This window comes from Hymenobacter sp. BRD128 (assembly GCF_013256625.1).
In the GTDB taxonomy this organism is placed as follows: Bacteria; Bacteroidota; Bacteroidia; order Cytophagales; family Hymenobacteraceae; genus Hymenobacter.
This window is the reverse complement of the sequence record NZ_CP053908.1, coordinates 1,972,437-1,991,349: the sequence shown is the minus strand read 5'-3', so window position 1 is coordinate 1,991,349 and position 18,913 is coordinate 1,972,437. Positions and strand designations below refer to the sequence as shown.

The following is an 18,913-nucleotide window of genomic DNA, read 5'->3' as shown; positions in this document are numbered from 1 at the left end:
TCTGTTTATAGCGATGGGGCCAATTATCAGGCCGAATAGCTACCAACAAAAACAGGCTAGCCACTGGCTAGCCTGTTTTTGTTGGTAGCAAAGCGTTCGTCACAAAATCTACGAAATTCGCTTTAGTCGGTAGCTTACTTGCTAGAGTCGCGCAGGCCACGGATTTCATCGTGGGCAGCTTTAACACCTTGCGACTGCTTTTCGATGATTGATTTCAGGGCACCGGGCAGGTCTTGTACTTTGGTAGCTTCCTCGTAAGCCTTTTTAGCTACGTCTTCGCCGCGCTCGCACTCGGCGAGGATGGCGTGGTTGTCGTGGCCGGTAACGGCGGCTTTCAGGTCAATCCAGGCGTGGTGAATGGCACCTACTACCGATGAGCCTTCGCTGGTGTCGGGGTGCAGGTCGAGCTTGAACATCTGGTCTTCCAGCTCGGTAACGTAGCTGGCGCGCTGCGCCGAATATTTCTTGAACAAGTCTTTCAGGTGCTGGTCCTTTACGTCGACCATCGCATCGGCATAGCCTTTCTGGCCATCTTTGAGAACGGTGATGAGCGTATTGAGGGCGGCTTGGGTGGCTTTGGCTTCCATGATTGGAAAAGGGAATGTAAGTTGGAAAGGTGAGGGAGTTTACTAGCCAACTGCCCGCAGGGTTACAAACCAGCCGAAGATACCCCAATTTTACCCGTGCCGATTAGCCTGGGCTTAGGGCCGCTGGCTGCTCGGCTTTTGCGAGGGCTTGCCCCGCCAGAAAGCCGGTGGTCCAGGCCGCCTGAAAATTAAAGCCGCCCGTAATACCATCAATGTCAAGTACTTCACCGGCAAAATAAAGCCCGGGTACCCGTCGGCTTTCAAAAGTAGCCAAGTTGACTTCGCTGAGCGGAATGCCACCGCAGGTTACAAACTCGTCCTTGTGCGTGGTTTTGCCCTGCACCTGCAGCGGCGTGCGCAGCAGCAGCTCCAGCAGGCGGTTCTGGGCCTTGGCGGGCACTTCATTCCAGCGCGTGTCGGGTCCAATACCCGCATCCGTTACCAGGGTGCGCCAAAGCCGGGTGGGCAAACCAAACTGCGGGTGCGCCGCCACTTGCTTTTTGCCATTTTCGAGGCGAAAGCTCTGGGCCCAGGGCCGCAGCGTTTCGTCGGTGTGAGTAGGCACCCAGCTCACCAGGGCCGTGCCGTGGTAGCTAAGCTCGTGTAGCCGCCGGGCGCCCCAGGCCGAGAGCTTGAGCACCGCGGGGCCACTCACGCCCCAGTGCGTAACCAGCAGTGGGCCTTCGTATTGCAGCTTTTCGCCGGCTAGCACTACGCGGGCGTGGGGCACGCTCACGCCCGGCAGCTCGCGCAGGGGCGAGGTCGGCACGTTGAAAGTAAACAGCGAAGGCACCGGCTCGGCAATGGTATGACCCAGCGCCCGCAGCCAGTCGTAGGCCGCCGACTTGGGGTTGCCGCCGGTGGCTACCAGCAGCTGGCTCACGCGCAACTCGGGGCCTAGCGCGGTGCTGCCTTCGCCACTGAGTGCCAGGCGAAAGCCACCTGCCGGCAACGCCGTAATCTGCTCGGCGGCCGTGCGCGTGAGCACGCGCACGCCGGCGCGGCGGGCGGCTTCTTCGAGGGCGCGGGCAATGGTTTCGCTGCTGTCGGTGGTCGGAAACATGCGGCCATCAGCCTCGGTCTTGAGCGCCACGCCGCGCCGGGCAAACCACGCGACGGTATCGGCCACCCCAAACTGCCGGAATGCCTCCTTGAGCTGCCGGCCGCCGCGCGGATAGTGCTGCACCAGCTGCGTGGCCGACTCGCAGGCGTGCGTCACGTTGCAGCGCCCGCCCCCCGAAATACGTACTTTACTCAGCAGCTTTGGGCTTTTCTCGAGCAGAACAACTGGCTGTGCGGGGTTGGCCTCGGCGCAGGCAATGGCGCCGAAAAAGCCCGCCGCCCCGCCGCCCAATACTGCCACGGCGGGTAGCACGGGAGGACCGGCGGCAAGTGAACCAGGCAATGACATCCCGCAAAGATAACCCACCCGGTAGCGCCTGGCGGGCTCAGCCTAGCAGTAGGGGAGCGCCGCCAGCACGTCGTCGTGCTGAAACGTGTAGGGCACCAGGGCGCGCAGGCGTTCAGAGTCGATAATCTTACTGCCGCCGCCATTAGGTGAAAATGTGGGCGGCTCTAGCCCTAGGTATCTAGCCGCCACCGGGTAGAAGTCGCGCCGCAGCGGGTGCGACGCGGCACACACATTCAGCGTGTGTCCCCAGATATTATGGTCGATGATGGTGCTGAGCACACCTACCGCATCGGTAAGGTGCAATAGGTTGGTGGGGGCATCGCCCTGCGGTAGGTTGCGGCGGCCCGCCAGGAAGCGCCCCGGCGCCCGGTCGGGCCCGATAAGCCCCCCTAGCCGCACCACCGTGCTTTGCCACTGGCCGTAGCGCGGCACAAAGTGCCCCTCGGTGCGCAGCACATCCGAAGCCGCATCACGGGTGCTGATGGCGTCGGTTTCGCGCATTAGCCGGGGCTCGTCGGGATACACGCCGGTGGTCGAAACGAACAGCACCGCCTGTAAGCGCGCCGCGGCTACCGCCCGGTGCACCGGGCGCAGTAGTTGCGGATAGCCGCCGGCCACGGCTGCGCGCGGCGGCACATTCAGCACCAAGGTTGTCACCTGGCCCAGCAGGCTGGCAAGGCGTGCCTCGTCGGCGGCCGAAAACTCGCTGCCCAGTTGAAGTAAATGACCCTCAATGCCTTCAGTAGCTAGCAACGGGAGCTGCTCGGCCGTAGTAGTAGTACCCAGTACCCGATGGCCCTGCGCCAGCAGGTGTTTTGCCAAGGGCAGTCCCAACCAGCCGCAGCCAAGCACGGCTATGGTAGCTGGTGAGGCTGCGGCCCTTGCAGCGGGAATAATAGACATAAAAATGATTCTCGAATACTAGTTCGCTATGCTAAAAGGATGCAAGTTGCACATAAACCAAGTAAAGCTGTACAGTGTAGTAGCTATTACCTACCTTCGGGCATCTTAGCGGCGGGCAGTCCGTCGGCTTTTTCCAGAAATAATGACCAGTCCCTTTGCTCAACCCATGCTGCGCGATAATGCCTTAGCCGGCAAAACCATTATTGTAACGGGCGGCGGCACGGGTCTGGGCCGGGCCATGACCACTTATTTCCTGCAATTAGGGGCTAACGTCACCATCACGAGCCGGAAACTCGCCGTACTGGAGCAAACGGCGGCCGAACTGCGCCAGCAGACGGGTGGCCGGGTGCTGGCCCTGGCCTGCGACGTGCGCAAATACGATGAAGTGGAAGCCATGCTGGCCCGAACCTACGAGGAGTTTGGCCGCGTGGATGTCCTGCTCAATAACGCGGCCGGCAACTTTATCAGCCCCACCGAGCGGCTCAGCCACAAAGCCTTCGACGTGATTGTGGATATCGTGCTGCGCGGCTCTTATAACTGCACCCTGGCGGTGGGCAAGCGCTGGATAGCCGACCAGCAGCCCGGCACCGTCCTCAATATTGTGACTACTTATGCTTCCGTAGGCTCGGCCTACGTAGTGCCCTCGGCAGCGGCCAAGGCGGGCGTGCTGGCCATGACCCGCTCGCTGGCCGTGGAGTGGGCCAAGTACGGCATCCGCTCCAATGCCATTGCGCCGGGGCCGTTTCCGACCGAGGGCGCCTGGAGTCGTTTATTTCCCGAGCCGTTGGCTAGCCAGCTCGACCCCGCCGCCAGCGTGCCGCTCAAGCGCGTAGGCCAGTACCAGGAGCTAGCCAACTTGGCCGCTTACCTCGTGTCCGATTTTTCGGCTTATATCAATGGCGAAGTCGTGACTATCGACGGCGGCGAGTGGCTCAATGGGGCCGGCGAGTTTAATAAGCTCGAAGCCCTCACGCCCGCTATGTGGGATACCATCGAAAAAACAATGCGCCGCTAGGGCTAGGCTTACAGCTTATAGCCCTTGTAATCGGTGCTGAATTCGACCGGCGAAATCGGTTGATTGGCTACTACGTTCAGAAAAGAATACTTTTCATAAAGCCCCTGGTCATCGTAGGCGGTCACGGAGGCTGGCAGATAGGTTTTGGCATCTACCACTACAATAACGCGCCGGCCATAGGCATTGGGTACTTGTAGCACCTGGCCTTCGGTCAGCCCGCTGTCCACCCTCAAATTATTGCGCTCTAAAATACGGTATTCGCCACAACTAAAATGGGCTGCTATCGAAGCAATTGTCTCGTTTTTGCCCACCCGGTAAGCAATGTACCGAAACTGAGGATAATCGGAACGCAAGATGTACCCGGGTTGGCCTTGCGCCGTAGTATCGCCCGCATAGCGGAATGAACGGGTAAAAGCATTATCACCACGGCCAGTAGGGCCGGCTAGCAGGTCAGCAATCATCCCAAAGCCGGCTTGTAGAGCTGTGTGATGCTGTCCCTTGCGCATCAGCGAGCCATTCGGGTCCAGGTTAAGGGTGATATAGGGAAAAGCTGCTGGGTATACCCAAGCCTTATTATTATTTTGGCCGGTCACGTACAAAACTTCCACGCTTTTCCGATTTTTCAGGTACACGCGGTACGGGTTGAACGTAATTTTCATGGCCGTGTAGTCGGCCACTAGCTTGTCACTAATTCGTTCACGTGCATCTGCATTGCAACGCAAAGACTTCAGCGTTTTAATGGCCGTAATGAGCCGCGCCGTGAGCTGTGCGGTAGTAATAGCCGCAGTTGGAATAGGCGTGGCGGCCCGAATAAGCACATTTCCGGCTAACAGACAAGTGAAAATAACGCGAAGCAGCACCAAGAAAGCAATGGAAAAGTATTACGGATTAAATACTAGTTTAAGCTAATATGCGGGAAGCGCAGAGAAGCACTGTCAAAAATTAATAATTCGTCTATTTCCACCGATTGAAAGTAAGGATATAAAGGAAATTGCTCTATAATAGCGCGTACCGCTGTTGCGCTGTCACCATTAATAACAACCCAACCCCGGCTACGGTCGGCACTAATTGCGTAAGCTTCAATAATGTGTTCTGAAAGCAGATTATTAATAAAGGCACGATGGCTGGGAATAATAGCTAAAAATTCTTCTGTGAAAAAAGCTGGCAAGTGGATAGAAACGGCAAACACAGGCATAATTGAATAAATGCAGCAAATAAACACAGTCGTTAGTTACGGTAGAAGTAATATTGGTTCAGCAAAAAAGATTCAAGTCCTGGCTAGATTTGATTACGAATGACCAAGCTCAGCCATCGCAGGTAGCAATGGGTCTCCTTGAGCAGGATTGGCAGCAGCAAGCTGAGTGATTTGCATTTCCCAGTCACGATAGCGGGTAATCTCTATGTGGAATTTACCCACAAACCAACTAATTAGACTTAAATCGTCCAGAAAACCTACGACAGGAATAAAATCCGGAATTAAATCGACCGGACTAAGTACGTAAAGCAGTACCGCTAGCCCCGAAATAACTGTAGAAGTTTGAATCTGACGATATTCGCCAGTAATATAGCTGCGCATCATTCTGACTAATGCCAATGCCGTTATGAACAACTGCTTGAATTTATTATCCTTACTATTTTCGTCAGCTAGCTTGTCCGCTGTTTCGTTAAGGACAGTAATAACTTTAAAAGGCTTGCCCAGCAGCTTGGCAGCCCGGTTTATGAATAAGCTAAAGAGGACATTCTTAGAAATCTGGAGGCCGCGTTGAGCTAAGGTAGGCATATGAAATAGTTGAAATTAAGCCAATAGCTCCCTAATACGTAGTATGGTGTACATAGTTAGCCTAATGCTTTGCATGGTTAAGCGCAATTTTTTCGAATAACGGAGTAGTCCCACCTACCCAATCTTTATTTTTATTAAAATCGACTCCAATCATTTCACCCCGACTCAGACGGGCTAGCCCAGCTACGAGAGTAGGGTAGAGCTCCGTATGGGGCCAGGTATAAAGTAGGCGAATTTCGCATTTGACTAGCCCATCGAGAGACTGTACAACTGGCTCATAGACAACCTTACGCTGCAACAGGTAGTTCTGCTTATCTGGTAGTGCATCTAAATCAGCGGCCGTGATATGAAGCCGAACCCCAGCGCCTGCAAAAGAAAATAACGGCTTCAAGACGTAGTTCTGCAAGTTTTCAGGATACTCCGTCAATTCGTGCAGGTAATAGCTAGGAGGAGCGAAAGCACTTTTTATCAAAGGCAAAGTGTATTTGCTAATGCGGAAAAACCAGTTAGGATGCCCCACCCATTCTACATCTACATCGTCGGTTAATTTAAATTCGGGATTTAAATTTGGATAACGCGCTAATTCGTCGAAAATAATCCTATTATAAATACGCTCAATTAAAATTTCCCGACCAGCTTTCTTGTAGAAAAGTTGTCGGCCACGTTTTTTGATATCCGGCAGTGAAACCGTCTCGATTCCCCAGTATTTTCTGGTGAGCGCAAAGTCAATTCGGGTTTTTTGCTTCTCTGGGAATAATTCCAATAAAATTACATTCTCCGGATTTTTATCCGCGATAAGTAGTTTTCGTAAATTATCACGGTAAGCTTCTGCGTCAGGCACTTCGAGGAAAGGCGATACATTCTCGGCAATAGGGTAATGTGTCGCAAACACTTCCGGCAAATAGGCCTGAAAGGCGTAAAGTGATGGAAATCCTTGCATCTCAATGAGCTGTGGCTCAAGCTCGCCGGATTCATTACGACAAATTGCAAAATCAAACGTCAAAAACTCGGCGTGCGCATCTTCGTTTGGCACACGCTGATTAGGCGGAATAGCGTCTTCGGTGCGCTGTTTGAAATCAGGCTGCTGAATAACTTTAATAATATCTTGGCCCGCCTGAATAAGTTTATCCCGTAAAGCATCAGGCACAAAGACCGGTGTTTCGGCGACTCTAAAATCTAGTTGACCCGGTAATTGCTGGTCGATATCAGCCAGCATGGCCTGATAGCTTTCGGGTGTGAAAGCGGAATTAAATAAGTGACGAGGGGCAGAAATCATAGCAGCAGCAGAGCTAAATGAAAAAACATTGGTGCAATTCAAAAGAACCGCGCCAATGTTTTACTTGGTAACATAAAAACTATACTAATACGGGCTCACGAAGTGCTGCCAGCGCACGTTGCAAAAAGGTAGGGACGATAGTGTTTTCCGTTACGTCGATAGTGCCTGGGGTTGCTAGCAAGCGCACCATCTCATGGTACTTATCTTCGCCATAAGCGTTGATTACCTGCTGCTTTCGCTCATCGGTGAGCATATAGCGTAGCATGCCTTCGCCATCGGCCTCGGGGTGAAACTGCGTGCCTACTACTTCGGGTGAAAACCGCAGGGCCATAATAGCACGGGCTAGCGGCACGTGCGGCCGCTCTTTTTCCAGGCACAGTACTTCGATGCCCAACTCAGACAGCCGCTCGGGGTACAGACCGGTTAATTGATAATCGCGTGAATCGACGGCAAAAAATGGGTTGGGCAGCTTTTCAAAAAGAGGGTCGCGATGGCCGGTAGCCGTGAGGTGCACGGGCAATACACCAAAGGAAGTAGACTTGCGCTTACTAACTTCCCCTAGTCCTAAATGCCGGCTTACTAGCTGAAACGAGTGGCAAATAAGTAGTAAATGCTTCTTGCGCTCGGCTTGCTGGTTATAGGCAAAGAGCGCATCGATAAAGCCAAAATAAAGTGATTCCCAGGGCTCGGTAGATGCTAGGGGGCTGCCCGGCCCGCCACTGGAGAGATATATATCGTATTCTAAGCCAGGAACTTCGTTAATTGCCCGGACATTAAATGTGTCGACATGGAAGTTGATGCCTTGATTGAGTTCGGTTCGGTGTAGTAGCTGTCGGATACAACGCATTCCCTCATTAGGAAAGTTATTGTACATATCTAGAATAGCAACTTTAAATTGACTCATAAATAAGAAATTGTGAATTAAAAAATGACCCTGTTAATTACTAAAATACAAATTATTTTTTAAGCTGAGTTAGTAAAGGCCATGCGTAGTTTCCTGCAAAATGAAATCTACGACTTTGGTGAGGTCGCCGGTTTGGTGAAATACCGCCAATTGCCGGTCGGCCCCGGTACCCATTTCCAGCATTTTGAGTACGTATTCTACCTCGTGGCGACTGCCGAGCTCATCGAGTACATCATCAACAAAATCGAGTAACTCCAGAATGAGCTGCCGGGCGGGTTTTTCTTCCTGAGAACCAAAGTCAATAAGCTGCCCATCAATGCCATAGCGGGCGGCGCGCCACTTATTTTCCTTAATGAGTGCGCTACGGTAGAGCCGGAAATTTAGGTTCTGGCACTTGAGCTTATAGATTTTAGCTACCAACGCCTGCATTACAGCGGCCACGGCAATAGTTTCATCGGCGCGCATCATCATGTCGCAGATGCGGTATTCGATGGTGTCGAAAAACGGATGCAGACGCAAATCCCACCATATTTTCTTGCCGTTATCGATGCAGCCGGTTTTTATTAGCAGCGCAATAAATTCGTCGTAATCAGAAGCGCTCGTAAAATAACCTGGAATACCGGTGCGCGGAAAACGCTCAAAGACCTTAGTTCTAAATGATTTATAGCCTGTTTCGCGGCCTTCCCAAAAAGGTGAATTGGTGCTGAGGGCAAATAAGTGCGGCAGGAAATACCGCAGGGCATTCATCATATATACGCCCAAGTCACGATTTTCGATGCCGATATGCACATGCATGCCAAAAACCAGGTTAGAGCGCGCCGCCTCCTGTAATTCTTCTACGATTTTATCGTAGCGGGCGTCGGGCGTAATGGGCTGGTCTTGCCAGCGCGAGAAAGGATGAGTGCCAGCGGCCGCAATTTTCAGGCCCACGCGGTCGGCTAGCTCAATTACTTGGCGGCGCAGATGTATTACCTCATCGCGGGCTTCGTGAATATTCTTGCAAATAACGGTACCGACTTCCACCACTGACTCGTGCATTTCGGCTTTTACCTGCTCGTGCAAAGTGATTTTGCCATCCTCCACAATTTTGGACATGTGCGAGCGAAGGTCGCGCGTAACCGGGTCGATAGTTTGAAACTCTTCTTCAATTCCAAGGGTGAAAACGGGCCGGGGCATAAGTGAGCAGCAATGAAGAGGTGGGCGAAGTTTGCTTAAAGGAAGAGAATGGCCGCAAAAAGGGCTGCCACCAAGCAGCGATGGCAGCCCTTTTCGTAGTGTGATTAATCAGACTAAGACGGTTACGATTTTTTTGCTGCTGATTTTTTAGCTTTGGCTGGGGCTAGGGCGCCAACCTTGGGCGCCGGTGCTTTCTTAGCCGACTTGGGCACTTCGCCTCCTGGGGCTACGGGGGCAGGACCAGCCGCTTTCTTCGGGGCCGGGGCTTTCTTAACAACTTTGGGTGGATTAGTACCCAAATCGTTAGTTTCGTGCACGAAAGCGCCTACTTCGACCGTGCCGTCGGCTGAGGAAATGGCCGTTTGCCGGGCCGACTTTTGCACGAAGGTGCCCCAGGTAAGGTTGTCCTGGCCGGGCTTCTGGGCCTGGGCGCGCTCAATGGCCAGCTTGGCGGCGTGCTCCACTACCCATTCAAAGTTTTCGGGACCTACCGAATTAAGGTCGGCATCGGGGGCGGGATTACCGAAGTCAATGGCAATCGGCACGCCGCCGCGAACCGCAAATTCCACGGTGTTAAAGTCATAGCCCAGGCCTTGGCACAGGCGCAAGGTGTAGTCCTTGATTGTGGCAAGCAGCTTATCGCCAGCTTCGCCTCGGGTTTTCATCTCGGTTTGGTAGCGCTGATGGGGAGCGTTGCGCGGCTCATAGGGCATAATGAGCACATCTTTGCCGCCGAGGCAGTAGCAACGGAAATAATCTTCAAAATCAACAGCCTCTTGGTAGAGCATGACGAGCTGGCCGGTTTCGTCGTAGGCGCGCCAGGCTTCGTCGGGGTTGTCTACTTTATACACACTCTTCCAGCCGCCACCAGCGTGGGGCTTCATAAAGGCCGGGAAACCGATTTTCTCAAACGCCTTGTGCCAGTCGAACATGGCTAGGTTGCGAAATGAGTTCTCGTTGGTGTCATCGGGGCGGGCTTTGCTGGGTAGCAGCAGGGTCTTGGGCACCGGCACCCCTAGCTGCACGGCCAGGGCATTATTGAAAAATTTCTCGTCGGCGCTCCACCAGAAGGGGTTATTAATCACGGCCGTACCGGTAAGGGCGGCATTTTTGAGAAAGGCGCGGTAGAAGGGCACATCCTGCGAAATGCGGTCGATAATGATGGCGTAGTCGGAGGCCACGGCCTGCTCAACCTCTTCGATGCGAACGAACTCGGCCGTGATGCCCTCGACGGCTTTTTGATTAACGCGGTCCACAAACGCCTGCGGAAAAGTGTTTTCCTGGCCGAACAAGATGCCGATTTTTTTCATGGGGAAAAGCTGTTTTTAGCTGCTAAGGTGTTAAAAAGTAAGCTAGCCTCGGTAGCGTGTACGCAAATGGCTGGCTAAAAGATAGTAGAGACGTATTCGGGGAACATTTCGCGCCACACGGGCCAGTCGTGGGTACCGTGGGGGCGCACATCGAGGCGATGCGGAATCCCCTTGCGCGATAGAATTTCCGACATTCGGTAATTCGCGTCCTTGCAGAAATCGTGCTCGGCGGTGCCCAGAATGATGTTCATCTTGTAAAAGTTATCGTCTTGAGCAGCAGGCATGTAGTCGGGCGGGTTGTGGAAATACGCTTGCTCGTCGTAGTGCCCGTCCAGAAACATCTTGATGTCGAAAGCTGCGCCCATCGAGAACAGGTGTGCGACCTGATTGGGGTGGCGGAAAGCGAAGTTCAATGCCTGATAACCCCCTAGCGAGCAGCCCGCTACGCCCACCTTATCGACCTGGCACTCGTGCTGGATGCGGGGCACCAGCTCCTCGCTCACCATGCGGTCGTAGAGGCCGTGGTTGTGCACGCGGGTACCGGGGTGCAGGTGCTTGGCATACCAGCTCCACTTGTCGCCGCTGTCGATGCAAAAAAGCTTGATGAGGCGGTTTTCAACAAACCAGCGGACGGAGTCGACGAGGTGAAAATCCTTGGCCTCGTAATAGCGGCCGTTGGAAGTCGGGAAGATGATGATGGGGTAGCCGTAGTCGCCCACGACCAGCATTTCCATGTCCAGGCCCAGCTGTTGGGAGTAGAAGCGGCGATATTCTTCGTGCAAAGTGCCTGGTCCGGCGGAGATGACGCGCCCGCTTGAACCGGCCGCAAACTAAGCAGAAAATCTGAACGGCCAAGATTTCACCGGAATGAGGCTAGCCGTGTTTATTTGCGGCACAATGGCAGTGATGAAGTTTCAATCGCCGCGCGGGGCTACGGTGGTGGTGCGGCGCGATGAGTATTTGTTTTCGGTGGCGCTGGGGCGCGTGGTGCGGCTCGATGTAGTGCTGCCACCCGGCTTTTCGGTGCGGGCCGCCGAGCCCTATCCGGTGCTGTATCTCAATGACGGTCAAGATTTAGCGCGGCTGCATTTGCCCGCTACGCTCAACCGGCTATTTCGGCGCCAAGAGGTGCGGCCGTTTGTGCTGGTCGCCATTCACGCCGCCGACCGCCTGCAGGAGTACGGCGTGGCCGCCCGCCCCGACTACCTGGGCCGGGGCAGCCGCGCCGGCCGCTACACTGATTTCATGCTCAAGGAGTTGCTGCCCTACGTGCAGGCCCACTACCATGCCAGCGCCGAGGCGGGCGAGGCGGCGGTAGCGGGCATGTCGCTCGGGGGCCTCATGGCCTTCGACCTGGCCTGGCACCACCCCGAGGCGTTTTTGAAAGCGGGCGTATTCAGCGGCTCATTCTGGTGGCGGGGGAGGGGGCTGGCCGACGGCTACACCGATGCCGACCGCCTGATGCACAGCCTGGTACGCGCCCGGCCGGCTAGCCCCGGCCAGCAGTTCTGGCTACAAACCGGCACCGACGATGAAACCAGCGACCGCAATCACAACGGTATTATTGATGCCATCGACGATACCCTGGACCTGCTGCATACGCTAGCCGCGCAGGGCCTGCCCGCTGCCGCGGCGCGCTACGTGGAGGTGCCCGGCGGCCACCACCACCCCGATACGTGGGGCACAATACTACCCGATTTTCTGCGCTGGGCATTCGGAACCAAGGAGTTAGTAGCACCCGACGTAGCGGCTTCCGAGCCGCGGCCGGCGCGCTGGCGGCTAGGGGGCGAGCGCTCACGCGGCGCCCGCACGGCGCAGCGCAACTGAAATTTCAGTATCTGCGGCGGGCGGCTACCTTTGCCGCTATGTCTGCTCCTGCATCCATTACCCAGGTCCGTCCGGTGCCGGGTACCTATTTGCCTTACACCCAGGCTTATATCGACCTGGTGCCCACCGAGGCCGACCCGCTAGCCCAGCTGCGCCAGCAGGCTGCCGAGCTGCACCGCGAGCTAGCCGGCCTTACCGAAAGCCAAGCACTGATGCGCTACGCGCCCGGCAAGTGGACGCCCAAGGAGGTGCTGGTGCACCTCACTGATGCCGAGCGCATTTTCACGTACCGCGCCCTGCGCTTTGCCCGCGCCGATGCGCAGGAGCTACCGGGCTTTGACGAGAATGAGTTTGCTGCTAACAGCGAAGCTAATGACCGGCCGCTGAGCGAGTTATTGACCGAATACCACGCCGTGCGCGCTGCCACGCTAGCCTTTTTTGGTGGGCTGAATGGGGGGCAGCTGGAGCGCGCCGGCCGCGCCAACGGCGGGGCTACGTCGGTGCGGGCGCTGCTGTATATAATTGCCGGGCACGAGCAGCATCACCTACGCATTTTGCGCGGGCGCTACTGGCCCGCTCTGCCTACGGGCTAGCCCGCGCCGCCACACAACATCCGCCCCGGAAACCGCGTTAATCTAACGTTTCAATACGTTTAAACTTCTTCCACCCTAACCAACTTTTCACCCATGGCCAAAGCCCAAGACGCCCGGAAAGAGAAAAAGAAAGAGCCTACCAAATCGATGAAAGAGAAAAAAGCCGAGAAGGAGGAGAAAAAAGTGGCTCGCGCTCGTAAGCAAGACTAGTCAGGCACTGACTTTTAATTAAAGCGCTTCTGCAACTGCCGTTGTGGGAGCGCTTTTTTTTGCCGAAGTACTCTATGACCGAGAAGCAAGTCCAAACCCTCTTACTCGACCTCTGCGTTAAGCTTGGCTTCTGTCTCTCACCCGCTGCTCAGGCTGCGATACTCAAAAATCCCCCGAAGAGTGTTACCGCTTTCACTACTGCTGTTTACCGCTCCGAAGGCCTAGACCCAAGGTTAAAAAATGAGTTATATAAGCTTGTTTATGCGCGCGTAGCGCTGGCATTCGAGCAAGCAAGTGGCGAGCAGTTATAAGGTATAATACGGCTCTTTTTCTTTGTCGTGGTAGCGCAGGTAGCCGTGCAGCACCAGCTTGATGAGGGTGCGGTAGGCGCGGCGACGGCTTACGTTGATGAGCTTGGTATACTGGGCCACCGTAATGCGTGGCTGCTGGGTCTTGAGGTACTCAAGCACGCGCAGCTCGTCCTTGTTGAGCGGGATTTTTTCGAGCCGCGCCGCCGGCTGCTGGCGCGCCAGCATTTTTTCGGTAAGGGTACTGGCCTGCACGCTTTCGTCGCGCACGCGCACGTAGCCGCGCCATTCGCCGGGGGCTATCTGGGCGCGGTGGGGCTTATTCTGGCTCTCATTCACATTGACAATCAAGACGATAAGGCCGTCTTCAATTTCGATTTCCCGAAAGCTCAGCGTCAGCGGCGGGTCGATGTAGTGGGCCGCCGCGTCGCGCAGCACAAACATTTCTTCCTCGGCATCGCGCACGCCCACCATGCGGCCATCGTCGTCGACGCCCACCAGCACCTGCCCGCCGTGGGTGTTGGCCAGCGAGGCCAGCGTGCGCGCAATGCGGGTAGGGTGGGTAGTTTTCTTCTTGAATTCGAGCCGTTCGCCCTCGCCCTGGCTGATAAGTGCGCGTAAGTTCATACTTCTTTAACGTGGGCGGAAATGCAAATGTGCCGCCCCCCATGAAGGAAGCGACACATTTGCGTTTGCAAAACGAATGGCAAAATTCGCTCTACATCAAAAAGACTGGTTAGCCTGCCGCAGGCAGGCGTATCCGTTCAATCAGTTCAAATCTGCGTTCTAGAAAGGCAGGTCGTTGTCGTCGTCGCCCGCGATGGGCTGGGCGGTGGGCTGCGCGCGCAGGTTAGGGTTCTGGTTTTGGGCGGCCGGGCGGGCCGCGGGCTGCTGTTGGTAAGAAGAGCCGCCACCAGCCGGGGCACCACCCGTGGCCGGCTCGATGCGCCAGGCTTCGAGGTTGGTGAAGTACAGCATCTGGCCGTTCTTATTAAAGCCCCGGCCGCGCAGGTTGAAGGTTACTTTTACCTCGTCGCCCATTTTGTAGGGGTCAATGAGGGCGGTTTTGTCCTGCACCAGCTGAAACTTGATTTGCTCAGGATATTGGCCATCCTGTACTTCAAGGACGAACTCGCGCTTGCGGAATTTTTCGCTTACCTGCTGTTCGTCAAAGATTTCGTGCAGGCGGCCGGTTACGTCGTATGCCATCGGAAAGGGGAATTTTGAAATGAAGAAAACTAGAGGCCAAACCTACGAAAAAAAACCGAAGGAAACCGGGTATTCGACCGGCTAGCCAGTTAGTGGCAGCGCAATTCTCAGCAACTTACGCGGCAATTGGCTAAAAAAAATAGCGTGCCGTAGGCCGAGCAAGTGGTTGACAGGTAATAAATTATTGCGTAAGCTGCCCTATGCAAACCCAGGCAGCGCGCAGAAAGTGCCGTTCTTGCGTCAGAAACTTAGTTAATTGGTAAATCAACATATGTTCGCTCTTGCTTTGCACGGGGGTGCCGGCACCATTGCCCGCGCCTCGCTTACGCCCGCTCTTGAAGCCGAGTACCGGGCAGCGTTGCGCGCGGCGCTGGCCACCGGCACGGCGCTGCTGGCCCAGGGCGCGCCCGCCCTCGATGCCGTGGAAGCCACCGTGCGCTCGCTCGAAGACTGCCCGCTTTTCAACGCCGGGCGCGGGGCGGTGTTCACTCACGACGGCCACCACGAGATGGACGCCGCCCTCATGGACGGCGCTAGCCGCCGGGCCGGCGCGGTGGCCGGCGTGCGCGAGGTGCAAAATCCCATCCGGGCCGCGCGCCTCGTGATGGAGCAGACCGAGCACGTGCTGCTAGCCTACCCCGGCGCCGACGAGCTAGCCCGTGAGCACGGCCTACCCTTGCAGCCGCCCGCGTATTTTTTCACGCAGCAGCGCTTCGACCAATTGCAGGAAGCCATCGCGGCTGGCCGCATGCAGCTCGACCATGCCGCTAGCCCCATCCAGGACCCCAACTGGAAAAAAGGTACCGTGGGCGCTGTGGCCCGCGACCAGCGCGGCCACCTGGCTGCCGCCACCAGCACCGGCGGCATGACTAATAAGCGTTATTCGCGCATCGGCGACACGCCGCTCATCGGGGCGGGTACTTGGGCCGACGAGCGTTGCGCCATCAGCTGCACCGGGCACGGCGAATACTTTATCCGGGCGGTGGTAGGCCACGATGTGGCCTGCCTTATGGAATACAAAGGTTTGAGCCTAGCCGAGGCCTGCCGCGTGGTGGTGCACGACAAGCTGGCTCCGGTGGGCGGCGAGGGCGGCCTCATCGCGGTAGATGCGGCCGGCAACCTAGCACTGCCTTTCAACTCAGAAGGTATGTACCGGGCTAGCCGCAACGCGGCGGGCGAGGAACTGGTAGCCATTTACTAAGGACCGCCTCGCGCTTGGTCGGCCGCCAGGCTCCGCATGAGGGGTAAGGAAATAGTGGATTCTCTAAACAGCCTCAAGCGTTGGCTTGGGCTACTAAAAAAAGTCAGCCCCGCAAGACTGACTTTTTTAGCAATAGTAATAAGGAGTGGCTAGCAGGAGGCGTTTACGGCGGCTTCCTTGCTCACGTAGAATTTACGCTCCGTCATGCAGTACACATTACCCTTGGCCAGCACGTGCATCTTGAAATTCTCGATGGAGAGCGTGGTGCCTTTCTTAGCGGCCGCGGCGTTGTTGTGCGCAATGTCGTTGCCGTCGAGAATAATGACGAGGTTCGAGCCGATGGTTTCGACCAGGTGGCCGTCGGTGATGAGCACGCCAGTGTCTTCGCCCAGCCCGATGCCGATGAGCTTGGGGTAAAGCGCCACGGCCTCAATAAGGCGCCCAAAGCGCCCGCGCTTCACGAAGTGCGAATCGATGATGGCCAGCGGCGACAGGTTGAGACCAGTGCCCATTTTTACGGCGCCTTTTAATAAGGCATCGGGCACCGAGCCGCCGCGTATCATGTGCTGCGACATGGCCATGGCGCCGGCGCTGGTGCCGGCAATCACGAAGTTGGGCTCAGCATAGTAGCGGCGGGTGAGGGCGTCGAGAAAATCGGTTTCGCCAAACATCTCGCGCAGCCGCGACTGGTTGCCGCCCGAAAACATGACCACGTCGGCCGCCAGCAGGCGAGCCAGGTACTCGGGCTGGCGGGCATCGTCGGGGGTGCGAATATCCATGATGCCCACGTTGTGGCAATTGAGCATCGCAAACGAGGCCGTATATATAGGGCCTACTTCCTGCGGAATCATCGAGGCGGTGGTGACGACCTCAATGCGCGGGTCGGCCTTGCCCGATTCGGACACGACGCGCTTGAGAATGCCCAGCTCAAAAAAATTCAGGTAATACTGGCGCTTGCTGCGAACGGTAGGGTAGGTACCCTTATCCTCATTGCCCCAATGGCGATGAGCTTGCCGCGCGGAATAAGATGTTTCAACGGTACTGGCTAGTCTGATTGGAAGATGGCAAAGGTACGGCGGCCGGTGCCGGGCTAGCCCCGCACCAGTCGATTCAAAGGCCCACCAACTAAAATCGGGCCTGGCTAGGTACGCGCATCAGGCCGGGTGGCCCACCAGCTCATCGAGCGTGCTCGTGGCCACCGAGTGGTAGTTGGGCCGGGCTAGCCGATAGATTTCCTGCGCCCGCGCCCGGCCGCCGGGCGTGGCTAGCAACGCCCGATAAAGGGGCACCAGAAACTTGCGCCGCCCCACCTGACGCAGAAAATTTTCCAGCGCCGCGTCGGCCGGCGCGTAGCCGGCCCGCAACGCCAGCGGAAACCAGGCGGCTAGTAGCTCGGCGTTGCCCGAGGTGGTGAAATGAAAAGCCGCGTCGAGCCGCACTAAATCGGCCGCCGCTAGGGTAGGGGGCAGGCCGCGCAGAAAGTGCTCCCACTCCTGGCTGCTCCACTCCGTAGTTATAGGTTGCAAGTCGGCGGGCGCGGCGCCGGCGGCTAGCCGGGCCAGCGCCTCATCAACCGCCGCGAAGCGGGCCGACCGGGCCACGGGCGCGCCGGGCGGCAAACCGGGGCCGTCGAGCCAGGCGGGCAGGTTGAGCCGGCTAGCCTCGGCGGGCGTGAGCAGGGTTTGGGTGAGGTAGGCCGCGAAGCGGTCGGTATCCATGCTCTGAAAAGCGAACCGGGCGAAGTACTCCGTAATAAAGGCATCGAGGCGCGGGCGGCCTACCAACTGCTCCAGGGTGAGCAGCAGCAGACAGCCTTTCTCGTAGGCAATATCGTTGAGGCCGTCATCGGGGTCGCGGCCGGCCAGGTGCAGGCGCAGGTGCGTGGCCGGGCTAGCCTCTCCGAGTTCTGCGATGGTATGGTGCAGGTCAGCCTCACCCAGCACTTGCAGCATCTCGGCATAAGGCCGGCCGTAGAGCTGCTCCATAATGCGGCGCTCGAAATACACCGTGAAGCCCTCATTCAGCCAGAAGTCATTCCAGGTTGCATTTGTAACCAGGTTGCCGCTCCACGAGTGGGCTAGCTCGTGTGCTATCAGGCTCGTCAAGCTGCGGTCGCCGGCTAGAATGGTAGGTGTTACAAATGTTAAACAAGGGTTTTCCATGCCACCAAATGGAAAACTGGCTGGTAACACAAGTAAATCGTAGCGACCCCAGCGGTAGGGCCCATACAATTGTTTAGCAGTCGCTACCATGCGGTCGAGTTCGCCAAACTCATAGCTGGCCCGGGCTAGCGTAGCCGGCTCGGCGTAGAGCCCGGTGCGCTCACCGAGCGGAGCAAAGTCGAGCCGGCCCACGGCCAGGGCCAGCAGGTAGGCCGGCACTGGCTGCGGCTGCCGGAAATGATAGCGGCCATCGGAAGCGGTGGCCTGGGGGTTGTCGGCCGCGCTCATCAGAGCGAGCAGCTGGCCGCGCTCGGTGCCCACAATTTCGACCTCAGCCTCGTAGCTGAAGCGCTGGCCGGGCGAGTCGGGGCAGGGCAGCCAGGTGCGCGCCAGTATGGCCTGCGACTGCGTAAACAGGAACGGATGCCCGCCCGCCGTCTGGGCCGGCGCCAGCCACTGCAAGGCTGCCGCATCGGACGTGGTGCGGTAGCTGACGCGCACGGCCGCCGCGCCGGCCGGCACCCAGATACGCAGGGCCTGCCCCAGCACCGCATCGGTAGGCGCGAGGTGGTAGTTGAGGGCCGGGCCATCGGCAGCTTCGCCGGGCTGCACAGCTTCCAGGATGAGTCCTTGCGTGTCAAGCACCAGCTGGCCGGGGGCAGTAGCCGGGCCGCCCGCCAGGTGCCAGGTAGCAACGCCTAGCAGGGTGCGCTGGGCAAAATCGACGGTCAACCGCAGGTGCAAGTGTTGCGCCTGCAGCGTTCCGGTAGCGGCATAGCTGTGCGGGTCAGTAGGGTGGGCAGTTGGGGTAGGGGCAGAAGCAGCCATCAATTGAAAATAAAAAGAGAAGAATAAAACCGGGAAGGCAGGCGGAGTGGGGCAGCCTGGCCACGGGCTAGCAGAGCCCCGGGGGTAGCGCCCCGTGGCTGGTGCGCCGGTTGCGAGCCGCTAGCCCCGCCGGCAAAAAGTACGCGGCGACGGCCGGTTTGGCCGAGGGTTTCTGTTACCTTAGGCGCGTTATTTGCGTTGGCGTAGCATGGC

The 18,913-nt window shown here is 57.0% G+C and carries 19 protein-coding genes; 4 read left to right on the top strand and 15 right to left on the bottom strand.

Annotated elements, in window-relative coordinates:
• Window positions 1-134: 134 nt before the first annotated feature.
• The 3 genes from GKZ68_RS08725 to GKZ68_RS08715 form a co-directional block, all read right to left on the bottom strand.
• Window positions 135-587 (bottom strand): PA2169 family four-helix-bundle protein, encoded by a 453-nt coding sequence (locus tag GKZ68_RS08725; protein ID WP_173113343.1) that lies wholly within the window; start codon window positions 585-587, stop codon window positions 135-137.
• 103 nt (window positions 588-690) lie between these two features.
• Window positions 691-1,992 carry an NAD(P)/FAD-dependent oxidoreductase gene (locus tag GKZ68_RS08720; protein ID WP_254244228.1) on the bottom strand — a complete coding sequence of 434 codons (1,302 nt, stop codon included), beginning with the start codon at window positions 1,990-1,992 and terminating at the stop codon, window positions 691-693.
• 48 nt (window positions 1,993-2,040) lie between these two features.
• Window positions 2,041-2,901 (bottom strand): NAD(P)-binding domain-containing protein, encoded by an 861-nt coding sequence (locus GKZ68_RS08715; protein WP_367949217.1) that lies wholly within the window; start codon window positions 2,899-2,901, stop codon window positions 2,041-2,043.
• 142 nt (window positions 2,902-3,043) lie between these two features.
• Between GKZ68_RS08715 and GKZ68_RS08710 the strand changes: the two genes are divergently transcribed.
• Window positions 3,044-3,916 (top strand): SDR family oxidoreductase, encoded by an 873-nt coding sequence (locus GKZ68_RS08710; protein ID WP_254244227.1) that lies wholly within the window; start codon window positions 3,044-3,046, stop codon window positions 3,914-3,916.
• 8 nt (window positions 3,917-3,924) lie between these two features.
• Here the strand turns inward: GKZ68_RS08710 and GKZ68_RS08705 are convergent, their stop codons facing one another.
• The 8 genes from GKZ68_RS08705 to GKZ68_RS08670 form a co-directional block, all read right to left on the bottom strand.
• The gene (locus GKZ68_RS08705) at window positions 3,925-4,776 is read right to left on the bottom strand and encodes a DUF1571 domain-containing protein (protein ID WP_254244266.1); all 852 of its coding nucleotides are present in this window, start codon (window positions 4,774-4,776) and stop codon (window positions 3,925-3,927) included.
• Between the two features lie 35 nt (window positions 4,777-4,811).
• Window positions 4,812-5,111: a hypothetical protein gene (locus GKZ68_RS08700; RefSeq protein ID WP_173113331.1), complete on the bottom strand. Its 300-nt coding sequence runs from the start codon at window positions 5,109-5,111 to the stop codon at window positions 4,812-4,814.
• 93 nt (window positions 5,112-5,204) lie between these two features.
• The gene (locus GKZ68_RS08695) at window positions 5,205-5,696 is read right to left on the bottom strand and encodes a YkvA family protein (RefSeq protein WP_173113328.1); all 492 of its coding nucleotides are present in this window, start codon (window positions 5,694-5,696) and stop codon (window positions 5,205-5,207) included.
• 61 nt (window positions 5,697-5,757) lie between these two features.
• Complete coding sequence (locus tag GKZ68_RS08690; RefSeq protein WP_173118304.1) at window positions 5,758-6,972, bottom strand: hypothetical protein; 1,215 nt, start codon at window positions 6,970-6,972, stop codon at window positions 5,758-5,760.
• 79 nt (window positions 6,973-7,051) lie between these two features.
• The gene (locus tag GKZ68_RS08685) at window positions 7,052-7,876 is read right to left on the bottom strand and encodes a type 1 glutamine amidotransferase (protein WP_173113325.1); all 825 of its coding nucleotides are present in this window, start codon (window positions 7,874-7,876) and stop codon (window positions 7,052-7,054) included.
• A 69-nt stretch (window positions 7,877-7,945) separates the two neighbouring features.
• Window positions 7,946-9,052 carry a carboxylate-amine ligase gene (locus tag GKZ68_RS08680; protein ID WP_173113323.1) on the bottom strand — a complete coding sequence of 369 codons (1,107 nt, stop codon included), beginning with the start codon at window positions 9,050-9,052 and terminating at the stop codon, window positions 7,946-7,948.
• Between the two features lie 122 nt (window positions 9,053-9,174).
• Window positions 9,175-10,362, bottom strand: a complete 1,188-nt coding sequence (locus tag GKZ68_RS08675; protein ID WP_254244226.1) for a RimK family alpha-L-glutamate ligase — start codon at window positions 10,360-10,362, stop codon at window positions 9,175-9,177.
• 74 nt (window positions 10,363-10,436) lie between these two features.
• Complete coding sequence (locus tag GKZ68_RS08670) at window positions 10,437-11,144, bottom strand: esterase family protein (protein WP_173113320.1); 708 nt, start codon at window positions 11,142-11,144, stop codon at window positions 10,437-10,439.
• 124 nt (window positions 11,145-11,268) lie between these two features.
• Here GKZ68_RS08670 and GKZ68_RS08665 point away from each other — a divergent pair, with 124 nt between their 5' ends.
• Window positions 11,269-12,189, top strand: a complete 921-nt coding sequence (locus GKZ68_RS08665; protein WP_173118302.1) for an esterase family protein — start codon at window positions 11,269-11,271, stop codon at window positions 12,187-12,189.
• Between the two features lie 38 nt (window positions 12,190-12,227).
• Complete coding sequence (locus GKZ68_RS08660; RefSeq protein ID WP_173113317.1) at window positions 12,228-12,782, top strand: DinB family protein; 555 nt, start codon at window positions 12,228-12,230, stop codon at window positions 12,780-12,782.
• A 515-nt stretch (window positions 12,783-13,297) separates the two neighbouring features.
• Here GKZ68_RS08660 and GKZ68_RS08655 read toward each other — a convergent pair.
• Window positions 13,298-13,927, bottom strand: a complete 630-nt coding sequence (locus GKZ68_RS08655; protein WP_173113314.1) for an RNA-binding domain-containing protein — start codon at window positions 13,925-13,927, stop codon at window positions 13,298-13,300.
• Window positions 13,928-14,086: 159 nt separating this feature from the next.
• Window positions 14,087-14,509: a DUF3127 domain-containing protein gene (locus GKZ68_RS08650; RefSeq protein WP_173113311.1), complete on the bottom strand. Its 423-nt coding sequence runs from the start codon at window positions 14,507-14,509 to the stop codon at window positions 14,087-14,089.
• 271 nt (window positions 14,510-14,780) lie between these two features.
• On the opposite strand from GKZ68_RS08650, the gene GKZ68_RS08645 reads away from it, so the two are divergent.
• Complete coding sequence (locus GKZ68_RS08645) at window positions 14,781-15,710, top strand: isoaspartyl peptidase/L-asparaginase family protein (protein ID WP_173113308.1); 930 nt, start codon at window positions 14,781-14,783, stop codon at window positions 15,708-15,710.
• 149 nt (window positions 15,711-15,859) lie between these two features.
• On the opposite strand, the gene GKZ68_RS08640 is transcribed toward GKZ68_RS08645, so the two are convergent.
• Both GKZ68_RS08640 and GKZ68_RS08635 read right to left on the bottom strand, forming a co-directional pair.
• Window positions 15,860-16,615 carry a cyanophycinase gene (locus tag GKZ68_RS08640; protein WP_254244225.1) on the bottom strand — a complete coding sequence of 252 codons (756 nt, stop codon included), beginning with the start codon at window positions 16,613-16,615 and terminating at the stop codon, window positions 15,860-15,862.
• Between the two features lie 249 nt (window positions 16,616-16,864).
• Window positions 16,865-18,700, bottom strand: a complete 1,836-nt coding sequence (locus GKZ68_RS08635; RefSeq protein WP_173113305.1) for a M1 family metallopeptidase — start codon at window positions 18,698-18,700, stop codon at window positions 16,865-16,867.
• Window positions 18,701-18,913: the final 213 nt, after the last annotated feature.

What these genes read in the sequence shown, in the direction of transcription:
- GKZ68_RS08725 (WP_173113343.1), bottom strand. Translation starts at nt 587, where the DNA reads ATGGAAGCCAAAGCCACCCAAGCCGCCCTCAATACGCTCATCACCGTT.
- GKZ68_RS08715 (WP_367949217.1), bottom strand. Translation starts at nt 2,901, where the DNA reads ATGTCTATTATTCCCGCTGCAAGGGCCGCAGCCTCACCAGCTACCATA.
- GKZ68_RS08710 (WP_254244227.1), top strand. Translation starts at nt 3,044, where the DNA reads ATGACCAGTCCCTTTGCTCAACCCATGCTGCGCGATAATGCCTTAGCC.
- GKZ68_RS08700 (WP_173113331.1), bottom strand. Translation starts at nt 5,111, where the DNA reads ATGCCTGTGTTTGCCGTTTCTATCCACTTGCCAGCTTTTTTCACAGAA.
- GKZ68_RS08695 (WP_173113328.1), bottom strand. Translation starts at nt 5,696, where the DNA reads ATGCCTACCTTAGCTCAACGCGGCCTCCAGATTTCTAAGAATGTCCTC.
- GKZ68_RS08690 (WP_173118304.1), bottom strand. Translation starts at nt 6,972, where the DNA reads ATGATTTCTGCCCCTCGTCACTTATTTAATTCCGCTTTCACACCCGAA.
- GKZ68_RS08685 (WP_173113325.1), bottom strand. Translation starts at nt 7,876, where the DNA reads ATGAGTCAATTTAAAGTTGCTATTCTAGATATGTACAATAACTTTCCT.
- GKZ68_RS08680 (WP_173113323.1), bottom strand. Translation starts at nt 9,052, where the DNA reads ATGCCCCGGCCCGTTTTCACCCTTGGAATTGAAGAAGAGTTTCAAACT.
- GKZ68_RS08675 (WP_254244226.1), bottom strand. Translation starts at nt 10,362, where the DNA reads ATGAAAAAAATCGGCATCTTGTTCGGCCAGGAAAACACTTTTCCGCAG.
- GKZ68_RS08665 (WP_173118302.1), top strand. Translation starts at nt 11,269, where the DNA reads ATGAAGTTTCAATCGCCGCGCGGGGCTACGGTGGTGGTGCGGCGCGAT.
- GKZ68_RS08660 (WP_173113317.1), top strand. Translation starts at nt 12,228, where the DNA reads ATGTCTGCTCCTGCATCCATTACCCAGGTCCGTCCGGTGCCGGGTACC.
- GKZ68_RS08655 (WP_173113314.1), bottom strand. Translation starts at nt 13,927, where the DNA reads ATGAACTTACGCGCACTTATCAGCCAGGGCGAGGGCGAACGGCTCGAA.
- GKZ68_RS08650 (WP_173113311.1), bottom strand. Translation starts at nt 14,509, where the DNA reads ATGGCATACGACGTAACCGGCCGCCTGCACGAAATCTTTGACGAACAG.
- GKZ68_RS08645 (WP_173113308.1), top strand. Translation starts at nt 14,781, where the DNA reads ATGTTCGCTCTTGCTTTGCACGGGGGTGCCGGCACCATTGCCCGCGCC.
- GKZ68_RS08635 (WP_173113305.1), bottom strand. Translation starts at nt 18,700, where the DNA reads ATGGCTGCTTCTGCCCCTACCCCAACTGCCCACCCTACTGACCCGCAC.